An 18340-nucleotide genomic window follows, 5' to 3' on the forward strand; every position below is an offset into this window, starting at 1 on the left:
TGGACGTTGGCCTCCGGTGAGACCGATCATCCCCTCCCGGTACGACTTCGCCCGCGTCAGCAACTGCCACAATTGCCGCACGACTTCGCCACGGCACCCGCTTCAAATGAACGTGCGTCGAGCCACCTTTCCTTCGGAGTCTCCATGAAGCGCCCTTCAACCGCCTTCGCTCAATACGTGTACGCGGCCCTCGCCCTGTTCCTCGTCTCCTGCGCCAAGACGCCCGGCCCGCTCGAAAAACCGTCGATCAGGGTGGCCGATCCGGCCTGGTCGCAAATCATCTCCGCGCACAGTGCCGGCGCCATCTCGCGCCGCTCGCCGATCCGCGTGAGCTTCACGGGCGACATCGTTCCGCTCGACAAGGTTGGCTCTGACGCGTCAGCCAGCATCCGGATCGAGCCGGCGATCAAAGCCAGGGCGACCTTCGCGAGCCAGCGCGACATCCTGGTATCCCCTGATTCCCGCGAGCTTGCGCCAGGCGCCACTTACAAGGTCTCCATCTTGCCGCGGGGGTTGCAGGGCGTCAGCGAGAAGTTGGGCGCGTATGAATTCCTGGTGAAGACCCTCGAACCGAACTTCGACGTCACGACGATCGGTCTGGACGTGGATCCCGCCGACGAAACACACATGGTGTTGCGCGGTTCGGTCACGACCGCCGACGTCGAAAACGGCGACGCCGTGGCGAAGATCCTGCGCGCCACGCTGAATGGCAAGGATCTGCCGATCACCTGGACGCACCATGCCGAGCAGCACGATCACGCCTTCATGGTTGCTGGTATCACCCGCGCCGACACGACGCAGAAGCTCGAGCTGGCCTGGGACGGCACGCCGCTCGCGGTCAAACAAACCGAACGCCGCGAAATCGAAGTTCCCGGCAAACAGGAATTCACCGTCACGCAGGCGCAGGCGTACGAAGAGAGCAACCAGCGCCAGATCATCGTGCAGTTCTCGGACAACCTCGACCCGCGCCAGGACCTCAAAGGCCTCGTGCGGTTATCGCAGGGCGAGTTCTCGACCAACGTGCGCGCGAATGTCCTTACGCTGTACGTCAACCAGGACATCGTGGGCGACGTCACGCTCTCGCTCGACAAGGCCCTGCGCAATCGCGCCGGTGATCGCCTGGCCGAGGACAAGACTTTTCCCTTGACGTTCACCAGCACGAAGCCGCAGGTGCGCTTCGTCGGCAAGGGCGTGATCCTGCCAGACGCGGACAAACTCACGGTGCCGTTCGAAGCGGTGAGCGCGCGCGCCGTACGCGTAACCGCGTTGCAGGTGTACCAGGAGAACATCCCGCAGTTCCTGCAGGTCAACAAGCTCGACGGCTCGCAAGAGATGGGCCGCGTGGGCCGCATCCTGTGGCGCAAGACCGTGCCGCTCACCGCGCCGATCCCGGGCCGCTGGACACGTTACGACCTCGACGTCACGCAGCTCATGAAGGAACACCCGGGCGGCCTGTTCCAGCTGCAGCTCTCGCTCGCGCCGGGCGACGGCCTCTGGGATTGTGCCGGCCAGGCCGAGACCGCGCGCGTCGAGGACACCGCGCTCAAGAACCAGGAAGACGGCGACAGCTACGACCCGACCAACTGGGACTACGTGCAGTCGTATTTCGAAGGAGAAACCACCGACTGGAACCTGCGCGACAACCCCTGCGAGCCGTCTTACTACCGCTTCCAGCCCAACACGCGCGCCGCGCGCAACCTGCTGGCGTCCAACATCGGACTCATCGCCAAGCGCGGCTCGCGCGGCAAACTACTGGTGGTCTCGACGGCGCTGGACTCCTCGAAGCCGCTGTCGGGCGTCAGGATCGACGCCGTCAATTTCCAGAACCAGGTGCTGGCCAGCGGCTCCACCAATGGCGATGGCATGGCGGAGATCGACCTCCAGGGCCAGCCCTTCGCGCTGGTAGCCACCAAGGATGGCCGCAAGGGTTACCTGCGCGTCACGAATGGCGGCGCCTTGCCGATCAGTCATTTCGACGTGGGCGGCGAAACCATCGTTGCCGGCTTGAAGGGTTTTCTCTATGGCGACCGCGGTGTATGGCGCCCCGGCGACACTATCTACCTGACGTTCGCGCTGCAGGACAAGGACAAGACGCTGCCGCCCGATCACCCGGTGACGGTGGAATTGCGCAATCCGCGCAACCAGCTGGTCCAGACGTTGACCAACACCGCGCCGGTCGGCCAGTTCTATGCCTTCGAATTGAAGACCGCGGCGGACGCGATGACCGGTGACTGGACTGCGACGGCGCTGGTCGGCGGCACCACGTTCGCGAAGACGCTCAAGATCGAAACGGTGATGCCGAACCGGCTCAAGATCGAGCTCAAGCTCGACGACGCGCCCGCACTGGACATCTCTCCGCTCAAGGTTGGCTTGAGTTCCCAGTGGTTGTCAGGCGCCACCGCCGCGAATCTGCGCGCCACGGTCGAGCTGCGTCTCGTGCCCGCCACCACGAAGTTCACGCGCAACACGGACTTCGTCTTCGACGACCCGGCGCGCTCGTTCTCGGGCGAGCCGATCGAAGTCTTCGACGGCCCGCTCGACGACGACGGCAACGTGAGCTTCGAAAAGAACCTCGATCTGCCGAAGGACGTGCCCGGCATGCTGAACGCGACCTTCGTCACGCGCGTGTTCGAGAACGGCGGCGCGTTCAGCATCGCGCGCGACACCCGCACCGTGGCGGCGTTCGATCGCTACGTGGGCCTGCGCCTCCCGAAGGGCGACGCCGCGCGCGACATGCTGATGACGGACACGAAGCACGTGGTCGAGCTCGCGACGCTCGACGCCGCGGGCAACCCGGTGAGCGTGCCGAAGATCGAGGTCACGCTGTACAAGATCGAGTGGAAATGGTGGTGGGACCAGAACGGCGATTCACTGGCGCAGTACGCGCAGCGCGAAAGCCAGCACGCCATCCAGCAGGAGACGGTCGCCACAAAGGACGGCAAGGGCCAGTGGACACTCGAGGTGAAATATCCCGAATGGGGCCGCTATCTGGTGCGCGCCTGCGATGTCGCGGGCGGGCACTGCACGGGCCGCGTGTTCTACATCGACTGGCCGAGCTGGGCCGGCAATGCGCGCGACCAGTCCGGTCCCGCGGCCAATATCCTCACCCTGACCACGGACAAGGAGTCGTACCAGGTCGGCGAAACGGCGGTGCTGCAGCTGCCCGAGGCCGCGCAGGGCCGCGCGCTGCTGACGCTCGAGAACGGCAGCAACATCATCGAGTACCGCTGGATCGAGGCGAAGCCGAAGGAAAATCGCGTGCGCATTCCGATCACGAGCGCGATGGCGCCGAACGTGTACGCGGCCGTGACGCTGGTGCAGCCGCACGCGAACAAGCAAAACGACCGGCCGATAAGGCTCTATGGCGTCATTCCGCTGAAGGCCTCCGACCCGCAGACGAAGCTGCTGCCCGTGGTCGGCACCGCGCCGGAATGGGCGCCGCGCTCGAGGCCTTCGATCACGGTGGCCGAGACCAGCGGCCGCGCGATGAACTACACGCTGGCCGTGGTGGACGAAGGTTTGTTAGGCCTCACCAACTTCAGGACGCCGAACCTGCACGACCAGTTCTACAAGCGCGAGGCGCTCGGCATCGCCACCTGGGATCTGTTCGACGAAGTGGCCGGCGCGTACGGCGGCCAGCTCGACCGGTTGCTGGCGCTGGGCGGCTCGGATGCCGGCACGCCGGTGAATCCGGACCAGGACAAATCCCGCTTCCCGCCCGTGGTGCGGTTCATCGGCCCGTTCGCGCTGAAGGCCGGCGAAAAACGCTCGCACCAGATCGACCTGCCACAGTACGTGGGCGCGGTGCGCGTGATGCTCGTGGCCGGCGATGGCGCGGCGTATGGCTCGGCGGAGAAATCCGTGTTCGTGCGCCAGCCGCTGATGATCCTGCCGACGCTGCCGCGCGTGGTCGGCCCCGGCGAACAGATCACGATGCCGGTGTCGGTGTTCGCGACCGATGCGTCGATCCGGGATGTCGCGGTCACCGTGACGGTGGATCCGCGGTTCACGGTCATCGGCGAGAAGTCGACGCGTGTGACGTTCACGAAGCCCGAGGAGAAACTCGGGTTCCTGACGATCGCGTCGGGTACGAAACTGGGTACCGGCAAGATCCATGTATCCGCGGTCGGCGGCAAGTTCAAAGCCGAAGCGGACATCTGGCTCGAGGTCCGCTCGCCCAACGTGCCCGTGACGCGCGTGACACGCGCCACCATCAACGCCGGCGACAGCTGGAAAACCGATCTGAAAGGCTTCGGACTCGAAGGCACCCAGTCCGCGGTGCTCGAGGTGTCTGCGCTGCCGCCGCTCAATCTCGACGGCCGGATGGAATACCTCATCCACTACCCGCACGGCTGCCTCGAGCAGACGATCTCGGGCGCGTTTCCGCAGGTCTATCTACCGCGGCTGATGACGCTCGCACCGCAGAAACGTGCCGAGGCCGAGGCCAACGTGCGCGCCGGCATCGCGCGGCTGCGCGGCTTCCAGCAGCCCAACGGCGGCTTCGTCTACTGGCCGGGCGGGTTCTATCCATCCGCGAACCTTGGCTGGCGCGAGGACTGGGGCACGACGTATGCCGGCCACTTCCTGCTCGAAGCCGAACGCGCCGGGTTCGTGGTGCCGGGAGACATGAAGGCCAGCTGGCTGCGGTTCCAGAAAGGCGCGGCGCAACGCTGGGACGCGGGCGCGGTGCGTAATGCCGCGAACATCAGTGCGGGCGTAGCTGAAGGCGCGCGTTATCAGCAGGCGTACCGCCTGTTCACGCTCGCCCTCGCCGGCCAGCCGGACCTGGGCGCGATGAACCGTCTGCGCGAAACTCCGACGATGTCTGCGGGTGAACGCTGGCTGCTCGCCTCGGCGTACCAGCTCGCGAATCAGCCCGATGCCGCCGCCGCGCTCGTCAAGGGCGACAAGCTGGACGCGATCACCGCGAGCCGCGCGGACGAATACACGTTCGGCTCGGACCTGCGAGATCGCGCCATCGTGCTGCAGGGCCTGACCATCCTCAATCGCGATGCCGATGCCGCCAGGCTCCTGCAGGACATCTCGGCGCAGCTGTCGAACGAGACCTGGTTCAGCACGCAATCGGTGGCGTTTTCGCTGGTGGCCGTGGCGCGCTACGTGAAGGCCAGGCCGCTCGAGGCGTACGAATTCGAGTATTCCGCGGGAGGCGCACGGGCCACGCGGCTGCGCAGCGAGACACCGGCGGCGAAGGCCGATCTGCCGGCGCCGTCGGCGGCGGGAACGCCGCTCGCGGTGCGCAATGTCTCGAACCGCACGTTGTACGCAATCGTCGCGGTGCGCGGCATCGCCAAGAGCGGCGAAGAAGACGCATCCGCGAACGGGCTCGAGCTCGACATCCAGTACCAGGATGCCGGTGGCAAGGTGCTTGACGGTGTCAGCCGCCTCACGCAGGGCAACGACCTGATCGCCGAGATCACGGTGCGTAATACCTCGCGCCGCAAGCTCGACAACCTGGCGCTGACGCAGCTCGTGCCCGCGGGCTGGGAGATCCGCAACGAACGCATGGATGGCGGCGATGCGCTGGGTGTAACCATGCCCGATCCGAATACCCAGCGTTCCGGCGACTGGTGGTGGATGCCGGATGGCTCGGCCGACGCCACGCGCCGCACGGCCGAATACGTCGACATCCGCGATGACCGCGTGATGCAGTATTTCAGCCTGCGCGCGGGCGACAGCATCACATTTCGCACGCGCCTGAACGCGGCGTACCTCGGGCACTACTATCTACCCGGCACGTCGGTCGAGGCGATGTACGACGCGACCCAGCATGCGCGGCTCAAGGGCCAGTGGGTCGACGTGGTGCCCGGGAAGCGGTAGTCCATGCAGGCCCTGCGACGACATCTGCGCCCGCTGCGCCGCCGGACGAAAGTCCTGTTGGCGCTCGGAGCCGCGTGCGCCGTGGCCGTGGGCCTGTGGTTCTGGGCGCTGCTGCCCGCACCGCTGTTCGCGCAGCCTCTGTCGTACGTGCTCGAGGCGCGCGACGGCACGTTGCTGGGCGCGCGCATCGCACAGGACGGGCAATGGCGCTTTCCGCCGCGCGCAGCCGTGCCGGCCAAGTTCAAGGCGGCGCTGCTCGCATTCGAGGACAAGCGGTTCGAGGCGCACATCGGCGTGGATCCCTTGGCTGTCGCGCGCGCGGTGCGCCTCAACACGCGCGCGGGTCATGTCGTCAGCGGCGGCAGCACGTTGACCATGCAGCTGGCGCGGCTGGCGCTGCGCGGGGAACGCGACGAACGCACGCTGCGGGCAAAACTCATCGAAGCCGCGCTCGCGTTGCGCATCGAATCGGCTTACGACAAGGAACACATCCTCGCGTTGTATGCGGGCCATGCGCCGTTCGGCGGCAACGTGGTTGGGCTCGAAGCCGCCGCCTGGCGCTATTTCGGACGCGATCCCGAATCGTTGTCGTGGGCGGAGGCGGCGACGCTCGCGGTGCTGCCCAACAACCCGGCGCTGGTCACGCTCAGCCAGCGTCGCGACAAGCTCGAGGCGAAGCGCAACTTCGTGCTGCGCAAACTACATGCCAGCGGCGCGTTGAGCGCACTCGACCTCGCGCTTGCCCTGAGCGAACCGCTGACCGCCGCGCCGCGCGACCTTCCCGATCTCGCGCCGCATCTGCTCGAGACCCTGCGCGCGCAGAACCCCGCGCAACACCGGTTCCGCACCACGCTCGATCCGCGGCTGCAGGCCGAAGCCTCACAACTGCTGCGCGAACACTCGGCGAACCTGTCGCGGCAGCAGGTTTACAACGCCGCCGCAATCGTCATCGACAACCTGACCTTCGAAGTCCTCGCCTACGTCGGCAACGGAAAAGGGGACATGCCTGTTTTTCCGAGCGACGCCGCGGAAAATAGGCATGTCCCCTTTAATCGCGGGTATGCGGTTGACATCATTCGACGGCCGCGCAGCACGGGCAGCATTCTCAAACCGCTGCTGTATGCCGCCATGCTCCAGGACGGCGCGCTCACGCCGCGCATGCTGCTGCCCGACGTGCCGACGCACTACGAAGGTTTCACGCCCGAAAACTTCGACCGCCAATATCGCGGCGCCGTGCGCGCCGACGAAGCGCTGGCGCACTCGCTCAATCTACCCGCGGTCCACATGCTCAAGACCTACGGCGTGGCACGCTTCGCCGACGTGTTGCGCAATGCCGGCATGACCACCCTCACGCGCCCGGCCGACGACTACGGCCTCACGCTCATCCTCGGTGGCGCCGAGGGCAACCTCTGGGACATCTCGCAGATGTACGCGGGCCTCGTACACATCGCTCGCGCGGGCGCAGCGGACCCGGCGCCGCGCTTCCGCGACCTGCACGTGCTCGTCGGTCAAGCCGAACATGCGCACCCGCCGACTCCGATCACGCCCGGCGCCGCGTGGCTCACGCTCGACGCATTGCTCGAAGTGCCGCGCCCCGGCGAAGAAGGCAACTGGAAAAAGTTCGCCTCCAGCCGCGCCATCGCCTGGAAGACCGGCACCAGCTGGGGTCTGCGCGATGGCTGGGCCGTGGGCAACACGCGCCGCTACACGGTGGGTGTGTGGGCCGGCAACGCGAGCGGCGAAGGCCGCCCCGGCCTCACGGGCTCCGCGATGGCCGCACCGCTGATGTTCGCGCTGTTCAACGGCCTGCCCACCTCGGGCTTCATCGACATTCCCACCTGGTCGCTGCGCCGTATCGACACCTGCGTGAACGACGGCTACCTCGCCATCGAAGGTTGTGAGGCCGAACAAAGCTGGGTGCCGCGCGACAGCCGCTTCGACGCCCTGAGTCCTCACAACCTGTGGGTCAACCTCGACGCCGCCGGCGGCCGCCGTGTCGACGGCGACTGCGAGTCCCCGGGCGCCATGACCCACGCGAACTGGTTCGTCCTGCCACCCGCCCAGGAGTATTTCTACCGGCGTCAACACACCGAATACCGGCCCCTGCCCGCGCTGCGCGCCGATTGCGCCGTCACGGCCGCCGCGCGCGGCTCGCTGGCGGTGATCTATCCAGATCCGAATGCACGCGTGCTGATCCCCCGGGAGCTCAACGGCGAGCGCGGCCGCACGGTGTTCGAGGCCGTTTCCCGCCGTCCGGACGCGACCATCTACTGGCATCTCGACGACCAATACCTGGGCGCAACGCACACTTTCCACCAGCAATCGTTGGACATCGAGCCGGGGCCTCACATACTGACCCTGGTGGATGACGAGGGGGAACGGGTCGCACGACGCTTTCAGGTCCTCGCCACGCGCAACTGACACACGCGATCCTGGAGACGAGGCCGTGTTCGACGGATTCACGCTAACAACCATGGAGACGAACGAAGTCGCGATCCGCCTGCGGCATGGCGGCTCCGGCCCGCCGCTGCTGCTGCTGCACGGCTTTCCGCAGACCCACGCGATGTGGTCGAAGATCGCCCCGCGCCTGGCACAGCACTACACGGTCGTCTGCCCGGATCTGCGCGGTTACGGCGGCAGCGGCAAACCGGAATCCAGCACCAACCACGAAACGTATTCCAAGCGCGCGATGGCGCGCGACCAGATCGAAGTCATGAAGAAGCTGGGCTTCGACAAGTTCTTCGTCGCGGGTCACGACCGCGGCGGCCGCTGCGCCTATCGACTGGCGCTCGATTCACCGGGCTCGGTCAGCAAACTCGCCGTGCTCGATATCGTGCCGACCGGCGACACCCTGCGCCGCGCGGACTGGCGTTTCGGCATGGGTTACTGGCATTGGTTTTTACTGGCGCAGGCGCACCCGCTGCCCGAACGCATGATCAGCGCGGATCCGATCGCGTTCCTGTTTCGCCACGGGCAGGCGTCGTCGGACTTCGAAGCCTATGAGGACTTCCTGCAGAACGCGCGCGATCCCAAGGCGATCCACGCCATGTGCGAGGACTATCGCGCGGCGGTGAGCGTGGACTTCCAGCAGGACCAGGCCGATCGTGGCATCCGCAAGATCGAATGCCCGACGCTCGTGTTATGGGGCAGCAAGGGCGTGATTCCCAAGTGGTACGACCCGGTCGGCGTCTGGAAAGACTGGGCGAGCGATGTCCGCGGCGGGGAGCTCGACAGCGGCCATATGCTGGCGGAAGAAGCGCCCGACGCCACCTACGAAGCGCTGCGGAAGTTCTTCGGCTGATTTGACAGTCGTCTGTAAAAACTACAGGCGGTGACGGTCCACCGCCTGTTGTTAGCCCTACTTCTGCGAGGCCTTTCCGCCGGTGGAAGGTTCCACGCGCGGCGCGGAGCGCGGCCGCAGCGCCGGGTCTTCACCCTTCGCGCGTTTCTTTCCGGCCGCTTCCGCGGCCTCCAAGTCTTCGGCTTCGCGGCTGGTTTGCGGTGCCGCGCGTAACGCAGCCTTTTCGACGTCGTTGTTCGCGACGTAGTTCTCACTCCGTTTGCGGAAACGCCTTGCCGCTTCGTAATCCCCTTCGCCCTGAACTTTGTCTTCGTTGGCCATGCTTCACCTCGTGTGCGACGTGTTGTCATTAGAGCGGATATTTCGCGGAGAATTCGCACGGTGCGGCGCAGTCCTACGACACAATCAGTTGGCGAGACGCTTCGGCGGAACCTGGCGTTCGGCACACTGGTCCCATCGAATCAAGGATTGATTCCTGGAGCTTTTCGACATGGGCCGATCAATGACTGCAGAAGCCGGACACCTCGCGTTCGGCGAGCTCGCCGCGGCGGGCGCATCCCCGGCCGACCTCGAGCAATACAAGCTCGATCGGCTGCTCGAGCTGCGCGCGGTGATCGAGGCCTTGCGCAACGACGGCGGCAACGATCTGCTGGACGACGTTCGCGCCGGCCTGGAGCGCTCGCTCCTTTAGTCCCGTTGCGACGGACCCCTGCCCGCAAGAATCCATTGAATGCGGGCCGGTAGGCTTGCGACAATACGCGCCCCGTGTTGGCAGGCAGGCTTTGAGCGACATGACCGCGCATCCGCTTCGCGTCCTGATTGCCGAAGACAACGACGACCTGCGTGACCTGCTGGTCACACTGGTTTCCGCGGAATCCGACATGAAGTGTGTGGGCACGGCTTCCGACGTGGACGCCGTCATCGCCAGCACCGCCGAGCACAAGGCGGATGTGCTGGTGCTCGATCTCGAACTGCAGGGCCGCTCGAGCATCGACGTGTTGAGAGCCGTGCGGACTGCCGGTCACAACATATCGATCATCGTGTTCTCAGGCCACGCGCACCCGGAGATGATTCGTCACACGCTGGCCGCGGGTGCGGATGCCTATGTGCCCAAAAACGGCGATTTCGAATTGCTGCTAGACGCGATCCGCGACAAACGCGTCTGAGGAAAAGGGGACATGCCTATTTATTGGGCCGCCAATAAATAGGCATGTCCCCTTTTCCTTCCGTAACAGCTAACTAACTAGAATCGCCAGGCGGCGGTCAGCCACAACGCGTCGGAGTCATCCAGACCCTGCAGGTCGAACTTCTCGTACTCGAAGCGGATGTTGAGCTTCTCGCCGATGTTGGCGCCGATGCCCGCGCCATACACCAGATCCTCGGACTCCTCGTCGAACTCGGCGCGGCCATCGATCTCGTTCTCGACACCCACGTTCGCGTCATAGAAGTAATAACCAAGGCGGCCATAGACCTCGAAGTACGGGCCCAGCGGAATGGTGCCGACCACGTACGGTGCGAAGCCGTCGACCGAGGCATCCACATTGAACCCCGGTACCACGGCGCCGGATGGCTCACCGAGATTGATGTAGTCGAGCTCGAACGCCAGGAAACGATTCAGGCGATACCCCGCGAAGAACTTGTACGCGGTGTCATCGTCGTCCCAGCCTTCCACCGTGTCGTCCACATCGTCGACGTCGTCGATGCCCGCATTGAATTGCCCGACGCCGCCGCCGACGTAAAAGCCGGACACTTCATCCTGTGCCTGCGCATACGCCGCCGGCGCCAGAGCCCCCGTCGTCAAGGCAGCGATCGCTGCAGCTAGTTTCACATTCATTGGTACTTCCTTGAGTGGTCGAACTGCGGCGGCACGTTACGCGGCGACCCCGGACCCGCCACTCAGTGGCGGCCACGCATCGGTGTCGGCCCCGGCTGTCGGCGCCTTGCGTGAGGGTTCTCTGTCGGTGCGCCGGAATTTCGTGGCGCCCCGCCAACGAATCGCCCGCGTGAGCACCAAACGACGCCGGAAAAGTCTTACCGCAGTCACTCGCGCCGCGAGTCTTAAGAAAACTCCCCTGCGGCCTTACGATTCGTGCCTCGCTAACAAGGAGAAATATCATGGTGTCAGCCGACGTCACCCGACAGAAATATCCGTTCACGCTTCCCGATCTGCCCTACGCATACGACGCGCTGGAGCCGCACCTCGATCAGAAAACATTGCAGCTGCATCATCGCGAGCACCACGCCACCTACGTGAAGAAACTCAACGAAGCGTTGGCGAAGGAAGAAACGCTCCAGCAGCTCACACTCGCGCAATTGCTGCGCGACCCCGACAAACTACCGCCGGCCGTGCGCACCGCCGTGATCAACAATGGTGGCGGCCACCTGCTGCACGACCTGTTCTGGAATTCGCTGGCGCCCGCGCCGGCGAAAGCGCCGTCGAGCGCATTCGGCAAGGCGTTGAACGATTCCTTCGGTTCGCTCGAAGACTTCCGCAAGAAGTTCAGTGCTGCCGCCGCCGGACATTTCGCCAGCGGCTGGGTGGCGCTGACCGTCGAACACGCCACGCGGAAACTCGCGATCGAAGCTCTGAAAGATCACACCGTGCCCCGACCGGGCGACAAAACGGCGGTGTTGATCCTCGATGTCTGGGAGCACGCGTACTACCTCAAATTCCAGAACCGGCGGCCCGAATTCATCGAAGCGTTCTGGAACGTGGCCAATTGGGCGCACGCGGACGAATTGTTCGTGAGCGCGAAGGCGGCGGCGTGAGGCAGCGGCGTTGCACGACGCTCCATCGCTGTAGGAAACTTCTGACGCGCGTAGCGGAAGTCTGCCGGACAGGCGGGTCATCTCACAAATGTAGACTTCAGCAATGCACGAGATAAACCAACAAGTTGTGGAGCAGCCCCGGGCCATGAATCGCACCAGAGTCATGATTGTGGATGACCACCAGGTTGTCCGCGCCGGCCTACGAACCCTGATCAATGCGCAGCCCGACCTCGCGGTCGTCGCCGAGGCAACTTCAGGTCGCGACGCGATGGATCAGCTCAGACAACACACCATCGACGTGTTGCTGCTCGACCTGTCGCTGCCGGATGTCTCCGGCCTCGACGTGCTCAAACACGCGAAGGCGCATTACGAGTCGGTGGGTGTGCTCATCCTGAGCGCGTTCCCCGAGGCGCAATACGGCTTGAACGTGTTGCGCGGCGGTGCCAGCGGCTTCGTCGGCAAAGGCACGGAAGAATCCGAGCTCTTCCGCGCCATCCGCACGGTGGCCCGCGGTGGCCGTTACGTGGGGCCCGACCTCGCCGACCTGCTGGTCGCCGGCGTTCGCGGCGACCCGAACGCCCCGTTGCACAGCATCCTCTCGGAACGTGAGTTCCAGATCTTCTGCAAACTCGCGCAAGGCGAGTCGGTGTCGGAAATCGCGAATCGCCTGTTCCTGAGCGTGAAGACGGTGAGCACCTACCGCAGTCGCATCCTCGAGAAGATGTCCATGAAGAGTAATGCTGACATCACGACCTATGCGCTACGGAATAACCTCGTTCAATAGTTAGGGCCGCAGGCCGTGGATGGGGTGATGGAATACCAGCAGTCGACGTCAGCACCTTCGGCCGCGTCTCGCGGCCAGCCGGCCGCCAATGCGGCACGCAAGAACGGCGCGCCAGGCAAACCGTTGAGAATCCTGCTGGTCGAGGATTCGCCGCTGCTGCGTGGGCGCCTGGAAAACATGCTGTCGCAGCATGCGGCCTTCAAGGTGACTGGCCTCGCCGCGGCGGAAGCCGAAGCGGTGGAGAAACTCGACTCGGTGCCTTACGACGCCATCGTCGTCGACGTGGAACTGCGCCCGGGCAGCGGCATCGGCGTCATCCGCCAGGCTCGCGCCCGCAACAAGGCGAGCGGGGACGGCGGCCACGTCTGGATCATCGTGCTGACCAACTACGATCTGCCGACCGTGCGTGAGCGCTGCATGCAGGCCGGCGCCGATCACTTCCTCGACAAGATGCGCGAGATCGACCAGCTCATTCCGATCCTGCTGGGGATCGCGGCACGTAAGCCGTAATCCGGTTGCCCTGGCCGGGCGATGCGGCCACCGACAGATTGCCGCCGGCACCGGACATCCGGTGCCGCATGCCCGTGAGCGCACGTTGTTGCGCTTCGTCCATGGCGGCACTGTCATCGCCGACGGTCATGAGGTAACCCTCGCCTTGCGGCTCGATCACCAATTCCACGTGTTTCGCGCCGCCGCGTTTCAACAGATTGATCAGCGCTTCCTGCGCGACCCGAAACAGCGTGAGCTGCGCGGTCGATTCGAGATCGGGCAGATCTTCGGGCAAGGTGACGATGCACTCCACCTGTGCGGCGCGACACGCCTCTTCGAAATGGCTGCGCAGCGCGACCGGTAACCCGAAGTGATCGAGCAAGGATGGCCGCAGGTTCTCGACCACGCGCCGCTTGAGCGTCATCGCCTGGTTCAACATCTGCAAGACGGAGCGGAATTTTTCCTGCCCCGGACCATCGAGCGTCGCGCCGATATGTGATTGCAGCCAGGCCATGTCCATCTTCGCCGCGGTGATGAGACCGCCGAGCTCATCATGCAGCTCCTTGGCGAGCTGCGAACGCTCCGCCTCCATGAGGCGCAACAACTCTGTCGAAAGCAGCGACAACTCTTCGGTGCGCGCGGCGACGCGGGCCTCGAGTTCGGGATCGTATTGCACACCGGCCGGGCTCACGCCCGGCTCTTTGTCAGCCATCGTCATGGTCGCCTCGCGAACCCCCCGCTCCGAGGGCGATCAATCCTTCGGCAAATCCTCGAGCAAATCAACGAGGTCTTCGGCGTGTTCTTCTTCCTGCGCCAGGATCGATTCGAGAATCCGCCGCGTGGTCGAATCGCGCTGGCCGATGAAATTGACCATCTCGCGATAACTCTCGATGGCGATCCGTTCGGCGAACAGGTCGGCCTCGAGCATGGCACGCAAGGACGTGGCTTCGTCGTATTCGGAGTGACTGCGCGACAGCAGCGTCGCTGGATTCAGATCCGGGTCTTCACCCAGCTGCACGATGCGCTCCGCGATCTTGTCGGCATGTTCCTGTTCCTCACCCGCGTGTTCGAGGAACTCGGCCGAGACGAACTTCGCGCGGATGCCATGTGTGACGAAATAGTGCCGCTTGTACCGCAACACACACACCAGCTCGGTGGCCAGCGCCGTCTGCAGTAGTTCGACGATGGCGAGGCGGTCCGCCTCCGGATAACTCGGCGTGACCGCACCTTTCATCATCTGCTCGCGGGCACGTTTGCGCAGCGCGCTCAGATCCGAAATGAATGCCTTGTCTCCCGCCGGCACCTGGTCTTTCAGATTCGCGTTCATGACTTCTCCTTGTGCGTCTGGCGCCGGTAGAAATTGATCAGCAAGCTGACCGCGGCAAGCCACAACGATCGGTTCTTGAATAACGACATGCCCAGCATGCCGAGCTTGAGTGGTTGCAGTTTCGACCACAGCGACTCGCGCGCCGCGCCCTGCAGTTCGCGCAGGTTGAGTTCGAGCCAGGCTCGTTGCAGCTGCATTTCCGCGTCCAGCAGACGCGCCCGTTCAAGCGGCGATATCACTGGGCGGATTCCTTTCGGGTTCGGGTTGTGGTTGTGGTTCCTGCGGCTGCGCCTGCGAACGCGCCAGCGTGCGCGACAACACTTCGAGATCCAGCCGCAGACTGTCGAGGAACCAGGCGAGCGAACCGACCTCGCGCGTGGACGCCTTGCGCCTGGCAACGAGCTGGCAGGCAACACCGGCGATGACGAAGCCGATCACCACCGCGGACAACACCGGCACGCGCAGGTTTTCCGGCAGCGAGATCGCGAGCAGCACGATGCCACCCCAGATCGCGATGAAGATCGCCGCCGCGGCCAGCAACTTCAGCTGCAGCCGCGCCATGACGCGCTGAGTCTCGGCCTGGAATGCGATGCCGGCGGCATCCATGCGCGTCTCGAGCATGCGCAACAAGTGCAGCGACATTTCGCGCGCGGGATGCGGCTCGGGATCGAAGCCGTTCCCCGGCGCCTTTTCGCCGGCCGGCTCCATCACGATTTGTTGAGCGACTTGGAAATGAGCAGCGTGACGACACTGCCTAACAAGGCGGCGATGGCGATCGATTGCCACGGATTCGCGCGCACGAAACCATCGGCACGGTCCGCCAGACTGGTAGCCACTGCCTCGGCGTCCGTGGCGGTCGCGGCGAGTTTGGCCTTGGCCTGGTTCAGCGTCTGCGTTACGCGCTGGCGCACCGCTTCAGCGGCCTCTCCACCTTCGGCTCCAAGCGAGCGCAACAACGTCTCCGCCTGGTCTACGATGCGATTCAATTCTTCGACGGCGGGTTCCACGGCGGCGCTGAACTCCGGTTGATTGGCGGGTACATGCATGGCGAGTCCTCTTCTATATGCAGTGCAGGATGGACCCGGGAATGGTACGTCACATTCGGATTTGCAGCGCACGCCATGTAGGAAATCGCTGACGCCAACCCGGCGCTCCATCTTGGAGCGCGCAGCCGGTTGGTGCGGGATACTGCGTCCCGTCCAGTGGAGAAGTGGAAGAGTGACGCGACGAGCCCCTCCCCTCGATATTGTTTCGCGTCATCTGACCACGCAACAAACCGCCCATCGACCCCGATGGGCGGTTCTTTTTTTTGTATTGTTAGGCGGCGCCTCCCTGCTCGGGGGCTGCAAAGTCCTCCCCGAAGTCCGCTTCGCCAGAAGCCTGCCCCTCTCGCGGTCCAGCGCGCCCGTCGATCTCGAGAGCGCCGACGGCATGGTCGGACGCGCGGCCAGCATCCGCCTGACGCGCAAACTCGCGGCGACCGGCGACACCTCGCTGCTCGACTATCACCTTGCCGCGATGCGCGACATCGGCGCGCCGCCACTGCTGACCGGCAACGGCGTCGAACTACTGATCGATGGCCCGCGCACGTACGAGGCGATGTTCACCGCCATCGAGCAGGCCCGGGAATACGTGCTGGTCGAGAGCTTCATCTTCGAGGAGGCGATTCATGGCGACCGGAAGCTGAGCGGCGTGTTGCAACAGGCCGCGCAACGCGGCGTGCACGTATACGTGCTCTACGACGCGATCGGCTCCCTGACGACCGACGCGAAATTCCTCGGCGGCCTCGGCGAGGCGGGCATCTCGCTGTGCGCGTTCAATCCGCTCAATCCCTTCGATCACCGCTTCGCCGGCCTCAATCAGCGCGATCATCGCAAGATCGTGGTGGTCGACGGCGTCACGGCATTCGCGGGCGGCGTCAATTTCAGCAACGCATATCGCATCGCGTCGGGTCAGGCGCGGCGTCGCGGCCTTTCGCGGCAGAACGCGCTGCACCAGGGATGGCGCGATACCCACATCGCCCTGCGTGGCACGGCGGCGAAACATCTGGAAAGCCTGTTCCGCGAAACCTGGAGACGGGCCGAGTGCCAGGGTGCGGTGCTGCCGGCGTTCCGCGAGGATGCCGTCAAGGGCGGCGACACGATCGTCCAGATCGTCGCGAGCACGCCCGACGACGAGACCAATGACATCTACGCCACGTTGTTGTCGGTGATCACGTACGCGCAGCGCAGCATCGACATCACGATGGCGTATTTCGTGCCCGACGACACGCTCGAAAATGCGTTGCGCGCCGCCGCGAAGCGTGGCGTGCAGGTACGTATCATCCTGCCCTCGTACAGCGATTTCTCGGGCGTGTTCTACGCCGGCCGGGCTCACTACCGCGAGCTGCTGGACGACGGCGTCAAGTTGTATGAGCTGGAGGACGCCTTCCTGCACTCGAAGAGCATCGTGGTCGACGGCGTGTGGTCGTCGATCGGATCGACGAATTTCGACTGGCGCAGCTTCGTGCACAACAACGAGATCAGCGTGTGCGTGATCGACGCGGGCTTCGCGCAGCAGATGAACGCAGCCTTCGCGAAGGATCTGGCCGATTCGAAGGAGATCACGCTGGCGCAGTGGAAGAAGCGCGGCCTGCGCGAGCGCTTCAAGGAGCTGCTGTGGCTGCCGATCCAGTACTGGTTGTAAATGACGTAGGTGCTGGTGCCGGGGTGTCAGGTGGGACTTGCGGGAACTAGCGCAGCTTCAACGCTGCGCCAGTTCCCGCAAGTCCCACCTGACACCGACCGGCACCGACCCGTCAGCGGCCGTCGCGGTCCGAGTCGCCGGGGATCACGCGCTCGACGCTGTTCCAGGCCGAGCGGATCGCCTGCTTCGCGTCGGCCCAGGCGAGTTTCGACTTGCCCTTGGCGATGTCCCAGCCGGCCTCGAGACGGGTCTCGACATCTTCGAAGCGCGCATTGGGATTTTCCTCATACGACCTCTGCGCATAGCGATACGCCGGGTCGTAGTCATCCCACTCGTACCGGGAGTTGTAATACGGCTCGTCCTTGAACTTGCTCTGCCAGTGCGTGGTGAAACGCTCGATTCTGTTGCTGATGGACATCGCGTTCTCCTGATCGGAAGGGCCGCTTGGCGCGGCGAGGGGCCACTGTGCGCAAGCCGGGCGCCGCCATCAGTCGGCGCCCGCACCCCGATCCTGTAGGCCAAAACAAAACGGGGCCGGAGGATTACTCCGGCCCCGTCACTTGCGCCTCGCTAAAAGGCTTCTCGCCTGACTTACTTCTTGACGTCGAGCTCGTTGTCCACGCTCTTGACGTTGTCGACAGCGCGGGCCAGCTCTTCGGCGGTGGACTTCGCTTCCGAAGAATCCACGAAGCCGGACAGCTGCACTTTGCCCTCACGCGTCTCGACGTTCACCTGGTGCGCCTTGGTGCGCGGGTCGCCGGCGAGCGCGGCCTTCACCTTCGCGGTGATGGCGCCATCGTCGATGACTTCTTCACCCGTGCGGCCGGTCGTCTTGACCGTCAGATTGTTGTGCACCGCGGTCACGCCCTTGGTGCTCTTCGCAACCTGCGAAGCGCGATCCTTGCTGGCCGACGTGTCGACGAAGCCGTTCAGCTGAACGGTACCCTTGAAGGTCTCGACGTCGATCTGGTGGGCTTTGGTGACCGGATCCGCGATCAACGCCGCCTTCACGCGGCCCGTGGTCACCGAATCGTCGACCTGCTCACCAGGCGACTTCTGCGTGCGCGTGGACGCGCAGGCGACCATCGCGAGGGACATCACGAAAGCAACCGCACCGACAAAACCTTTTGATTTCTGCATATAAACC

18 protein-coding genes are annotated in these 18340 nt (G+C 64.6%); 9 read left to right on the forward strand and 9 right to left on the reverse strand.

Annotated features, from left to right (window positions below):
• Positions 1–144: 144 nt before the first annotated feature.
• The 3 genes from WDO72_00585 to WDO72_00595 are packed head-to-tail and all read left to right on the forward strand — an operon-like array spanning position 145 to position 9139.
• Entirely contained in the window at positions 145–5838 is a 5694-nt protein-coding gene (locus WDO72_00585) for an MG2 domain-containing protein (protein MEJ0084152.1), read from the forward strand.
• 3 nt (positions 5839–5841) lie between these two features.
• Positions 5842–8259 carry a penicillin-binding protein 1C gene (gene pbpC / locus WDO72_00590; GenBank protein MEJ0084153.1) on the forward strand — a complete coding sequence of 806 codons (2418 nt, stop codon included), beginning with the start codon at positions 5842–5844 and terminating at the stop codon, positions 8257–8259.
• 25 nt (positions 8260–8284) lie between these two features.
• Positions 8285–9139 (forward strand): alpha/beta hydrolase, encoded by an 855-nt coding sequence (locus tag WDO72_00595; GenBank protein MEJ0084154.1) that lies wholly within the window; start codon positions 8285–8287, stop codon positions 9137–9139.
• A 57-nt stretch (positions 9140–9196) separates the two neighbouring features.
• On the opposite strand, the gene WDO72_00600 is transcribed toward WDO72_00595, so the two are convergent.
• Entirely contained in the window at positions 9197–9460 is a 264-nt protein-coding gene (locus tag WDO72_00600) for a hypothetical protein (GenBank protein MEJ0084155.1), read from the reverse strand.
• Positions 9461–9641: 181 nt separating this feature from the next.
• Between WDO72_00600 and WDO72_00605 the strand changes: the two genes are divergently transcribed.
• Together WDO72_00605 and WDO72_00610 are read left to right on the forward strand one after the other, a co-directional pair.
• Positions 9642–9830, forward strand: a complete 189-nt coding sequence (locus WDO72_00605) for a hypothetical protein (GenBank protein MEJ0084156.1) — start codon at positions 9642–9644, stop codon at positions 9828–9830.
• Between the two features lie 100 nt (positions 9831–9930).
• Positions 9931–10305 carry a response regulator transcription factor gene (locus WDO72_00610; GenBank protein ID MEJ0084157.1) on the forward strand — a complete coding sequence of 125 codons (375 nt, stop codon included), beginning with the start codon at positions 9931–9933 and terminating at the stop codon, positions 10303–10305.
• 77 nt (positions 10306–10382) lie between these two features.
• Here WDO72_00610 and WDO72_00615 read toward each other — a convergent pair whose 3' ends face one another.
• Positions 10383–10940 (reverse strand): porin family protein, encoded by a 558-nt coding sequence (locus tag WDO72_00615; GenBank protein MEJ0084158.1) that lies wholly within the window; start codon positions 10938–10940, stop codon positions 10383–10385.
• Positions 10941–11254: 314 nt separating this feature from the next.
• On the opposite strand from WDO72_00615, the gene WDO72_00620 reads away from it, so the two are divergent.
• From WDO72_00620 to WDO72_00630, 3 genes are all read left to right on the forward strand, one after another.
• Complete coding sequence (locus WDO72_00620; protein ID MEJ0084159.1) at positions 11255–11908, forward strand: superoxide dismutase; 654 nt, start codon at positions 11255–11257, stop codon at positions 11906–11908.
• A 145-nt stretch (positions 11909–12053) separates the two neighbouring features.
• Positions 12054–12692: a response regulator transcription factor gene (locus WDO72_00625; GenBank protein ID MEJ0084160.1), complete on the forward strand. Its 639-nt coding sequence runs from the start codon at positions 12054–12056 to the stop codon at positions 12690–12692.
• A gap of 27 nt (positions 12693–12719) precedes the next feature.
• On the forward strand, positions 12720–13202 hold the full coding sequence (locus WDO72_00630) for a response regulator (protein MEJ0084161.1): 483 nt from the start codon (positions 12720–12722) through the stop codon (positions 13200–13202).
• On the opposite strand, the gene WDO72_00635 is transcribed toward WDO72_00630, so the two are convergent.
• From WDO72_00635 to WDO72_00655, 5 genes are read right to left on the reverse strand one after another with little or no spacing between them, the layout of a single operon-like run.
• Positions 13162–13893, reverse strand: a complete 732-nt coding sequence (locus WDO72_00635; protein MEJ0084162.1) for a histidine kinase — start codon at positions 13891–13893, stop codon at positions 13162–13164. The genes WDO72_00630 and WDO72_00635 overlap by 41 nt on opposite strands.
• 39 nt (positions 13894–13932) lie before the next feature.
• Complete coding sequence (locus WDO72_00640; protein ID MEJ0084163.1) at positions 13933–14508, reverse strand: ferritin-like domain-containing protein; 576 nt, start codon at positions 14506–14508, stop codon at positions 13933–13935.
• A complete protein-coding gene (locus tag WDO72_00645; GenBank protein ID MEJ0084164.1) occupies positions 14505–14747 on the reverse strand; it encodes a hypothetical protein in 243 nt (80 codons plus the stop codon). The genes WDO72_00640 and WDO72_00645 overlap by 4 nt, the downstream gene beginning before the upstream one ends.
• On the reverse strand, positions 14731–15219 hold the full coding sequence (locus WDO72_00650) for a hypothetical protein (GenBank protein MEJ0084165.1): 489 nt from the start codon (positions 15217–15219) through the stop codon (positions 14731–14733). The genes WDO72_00645 and WDO72_00650 overlap by 17 nt, the downstream gene beginning before the upstream one ends.
• Complete coding sequence (locus WDO72_00655; GenBank protein ID MEJ0084166.1) at positions 15216–15554, reverse strand: DUF883 family protein; 339 nt, start codon at positions 15552–15554, stop codon at positions 15216–15218. The genes WDO72_00650 and WDO72_00655 overlap by 4 nt, the downstream gene beginning before the upstream one ends.
• 385 nt (positions 15555–15939) lie before the next feature.
• Here WDO72_00655 and WDO72_00660 point away from each other — a divergent pair, with 385 nt between their 5' ends.
• Positions 15940–17193: a phospholipase D-like domain-containing protein gene (locus WDO72_00660; GenBank protein ID MEJ0084167.1), complete on the forward strand. Its 1254-nt coding sequence runs from the start codon at positions 15940–15942 to the stop codon at positions 17191–17193.
• A 112-nt stretch (positions 17194–17305) separates the two neighbouring features.
• Here WDO72_00660 and WDO72_00665 read toward each other — a convergent pair whose 3' ends face one another.
• Complete coding sequence (locus WDO72_00665; GenBank protein MEJ0084168.1) at positions 17306–17611, reverse strand: hypothetical protein; 306 nt, start codon at positions 17609–17611, stop codon at positions 17306–17308.
• A gap of 173 nt (positions 17612–17784) precedes the next feature.
• Entirely contained in the window at positions 17785–18333 is a 549-nt protein-coding gene (locus WDO72_00670; protein ID MEJ0084169.1) for a BON domain-containing protein, read from the reverse strand.
• Between the last annotated feature and the right edge of the window lie 7 nt (positions 18334–18340).

Source organism: Pseudomonadota bacterium (assembly GCA_037200975.1).
In the GTDB taxonomy this organism is placed as follows: Bacteria; Pseudomonadota; Gammaproteobacteria; order Steroidobacterales; family Steroidobacteraceae; genus CADEED01.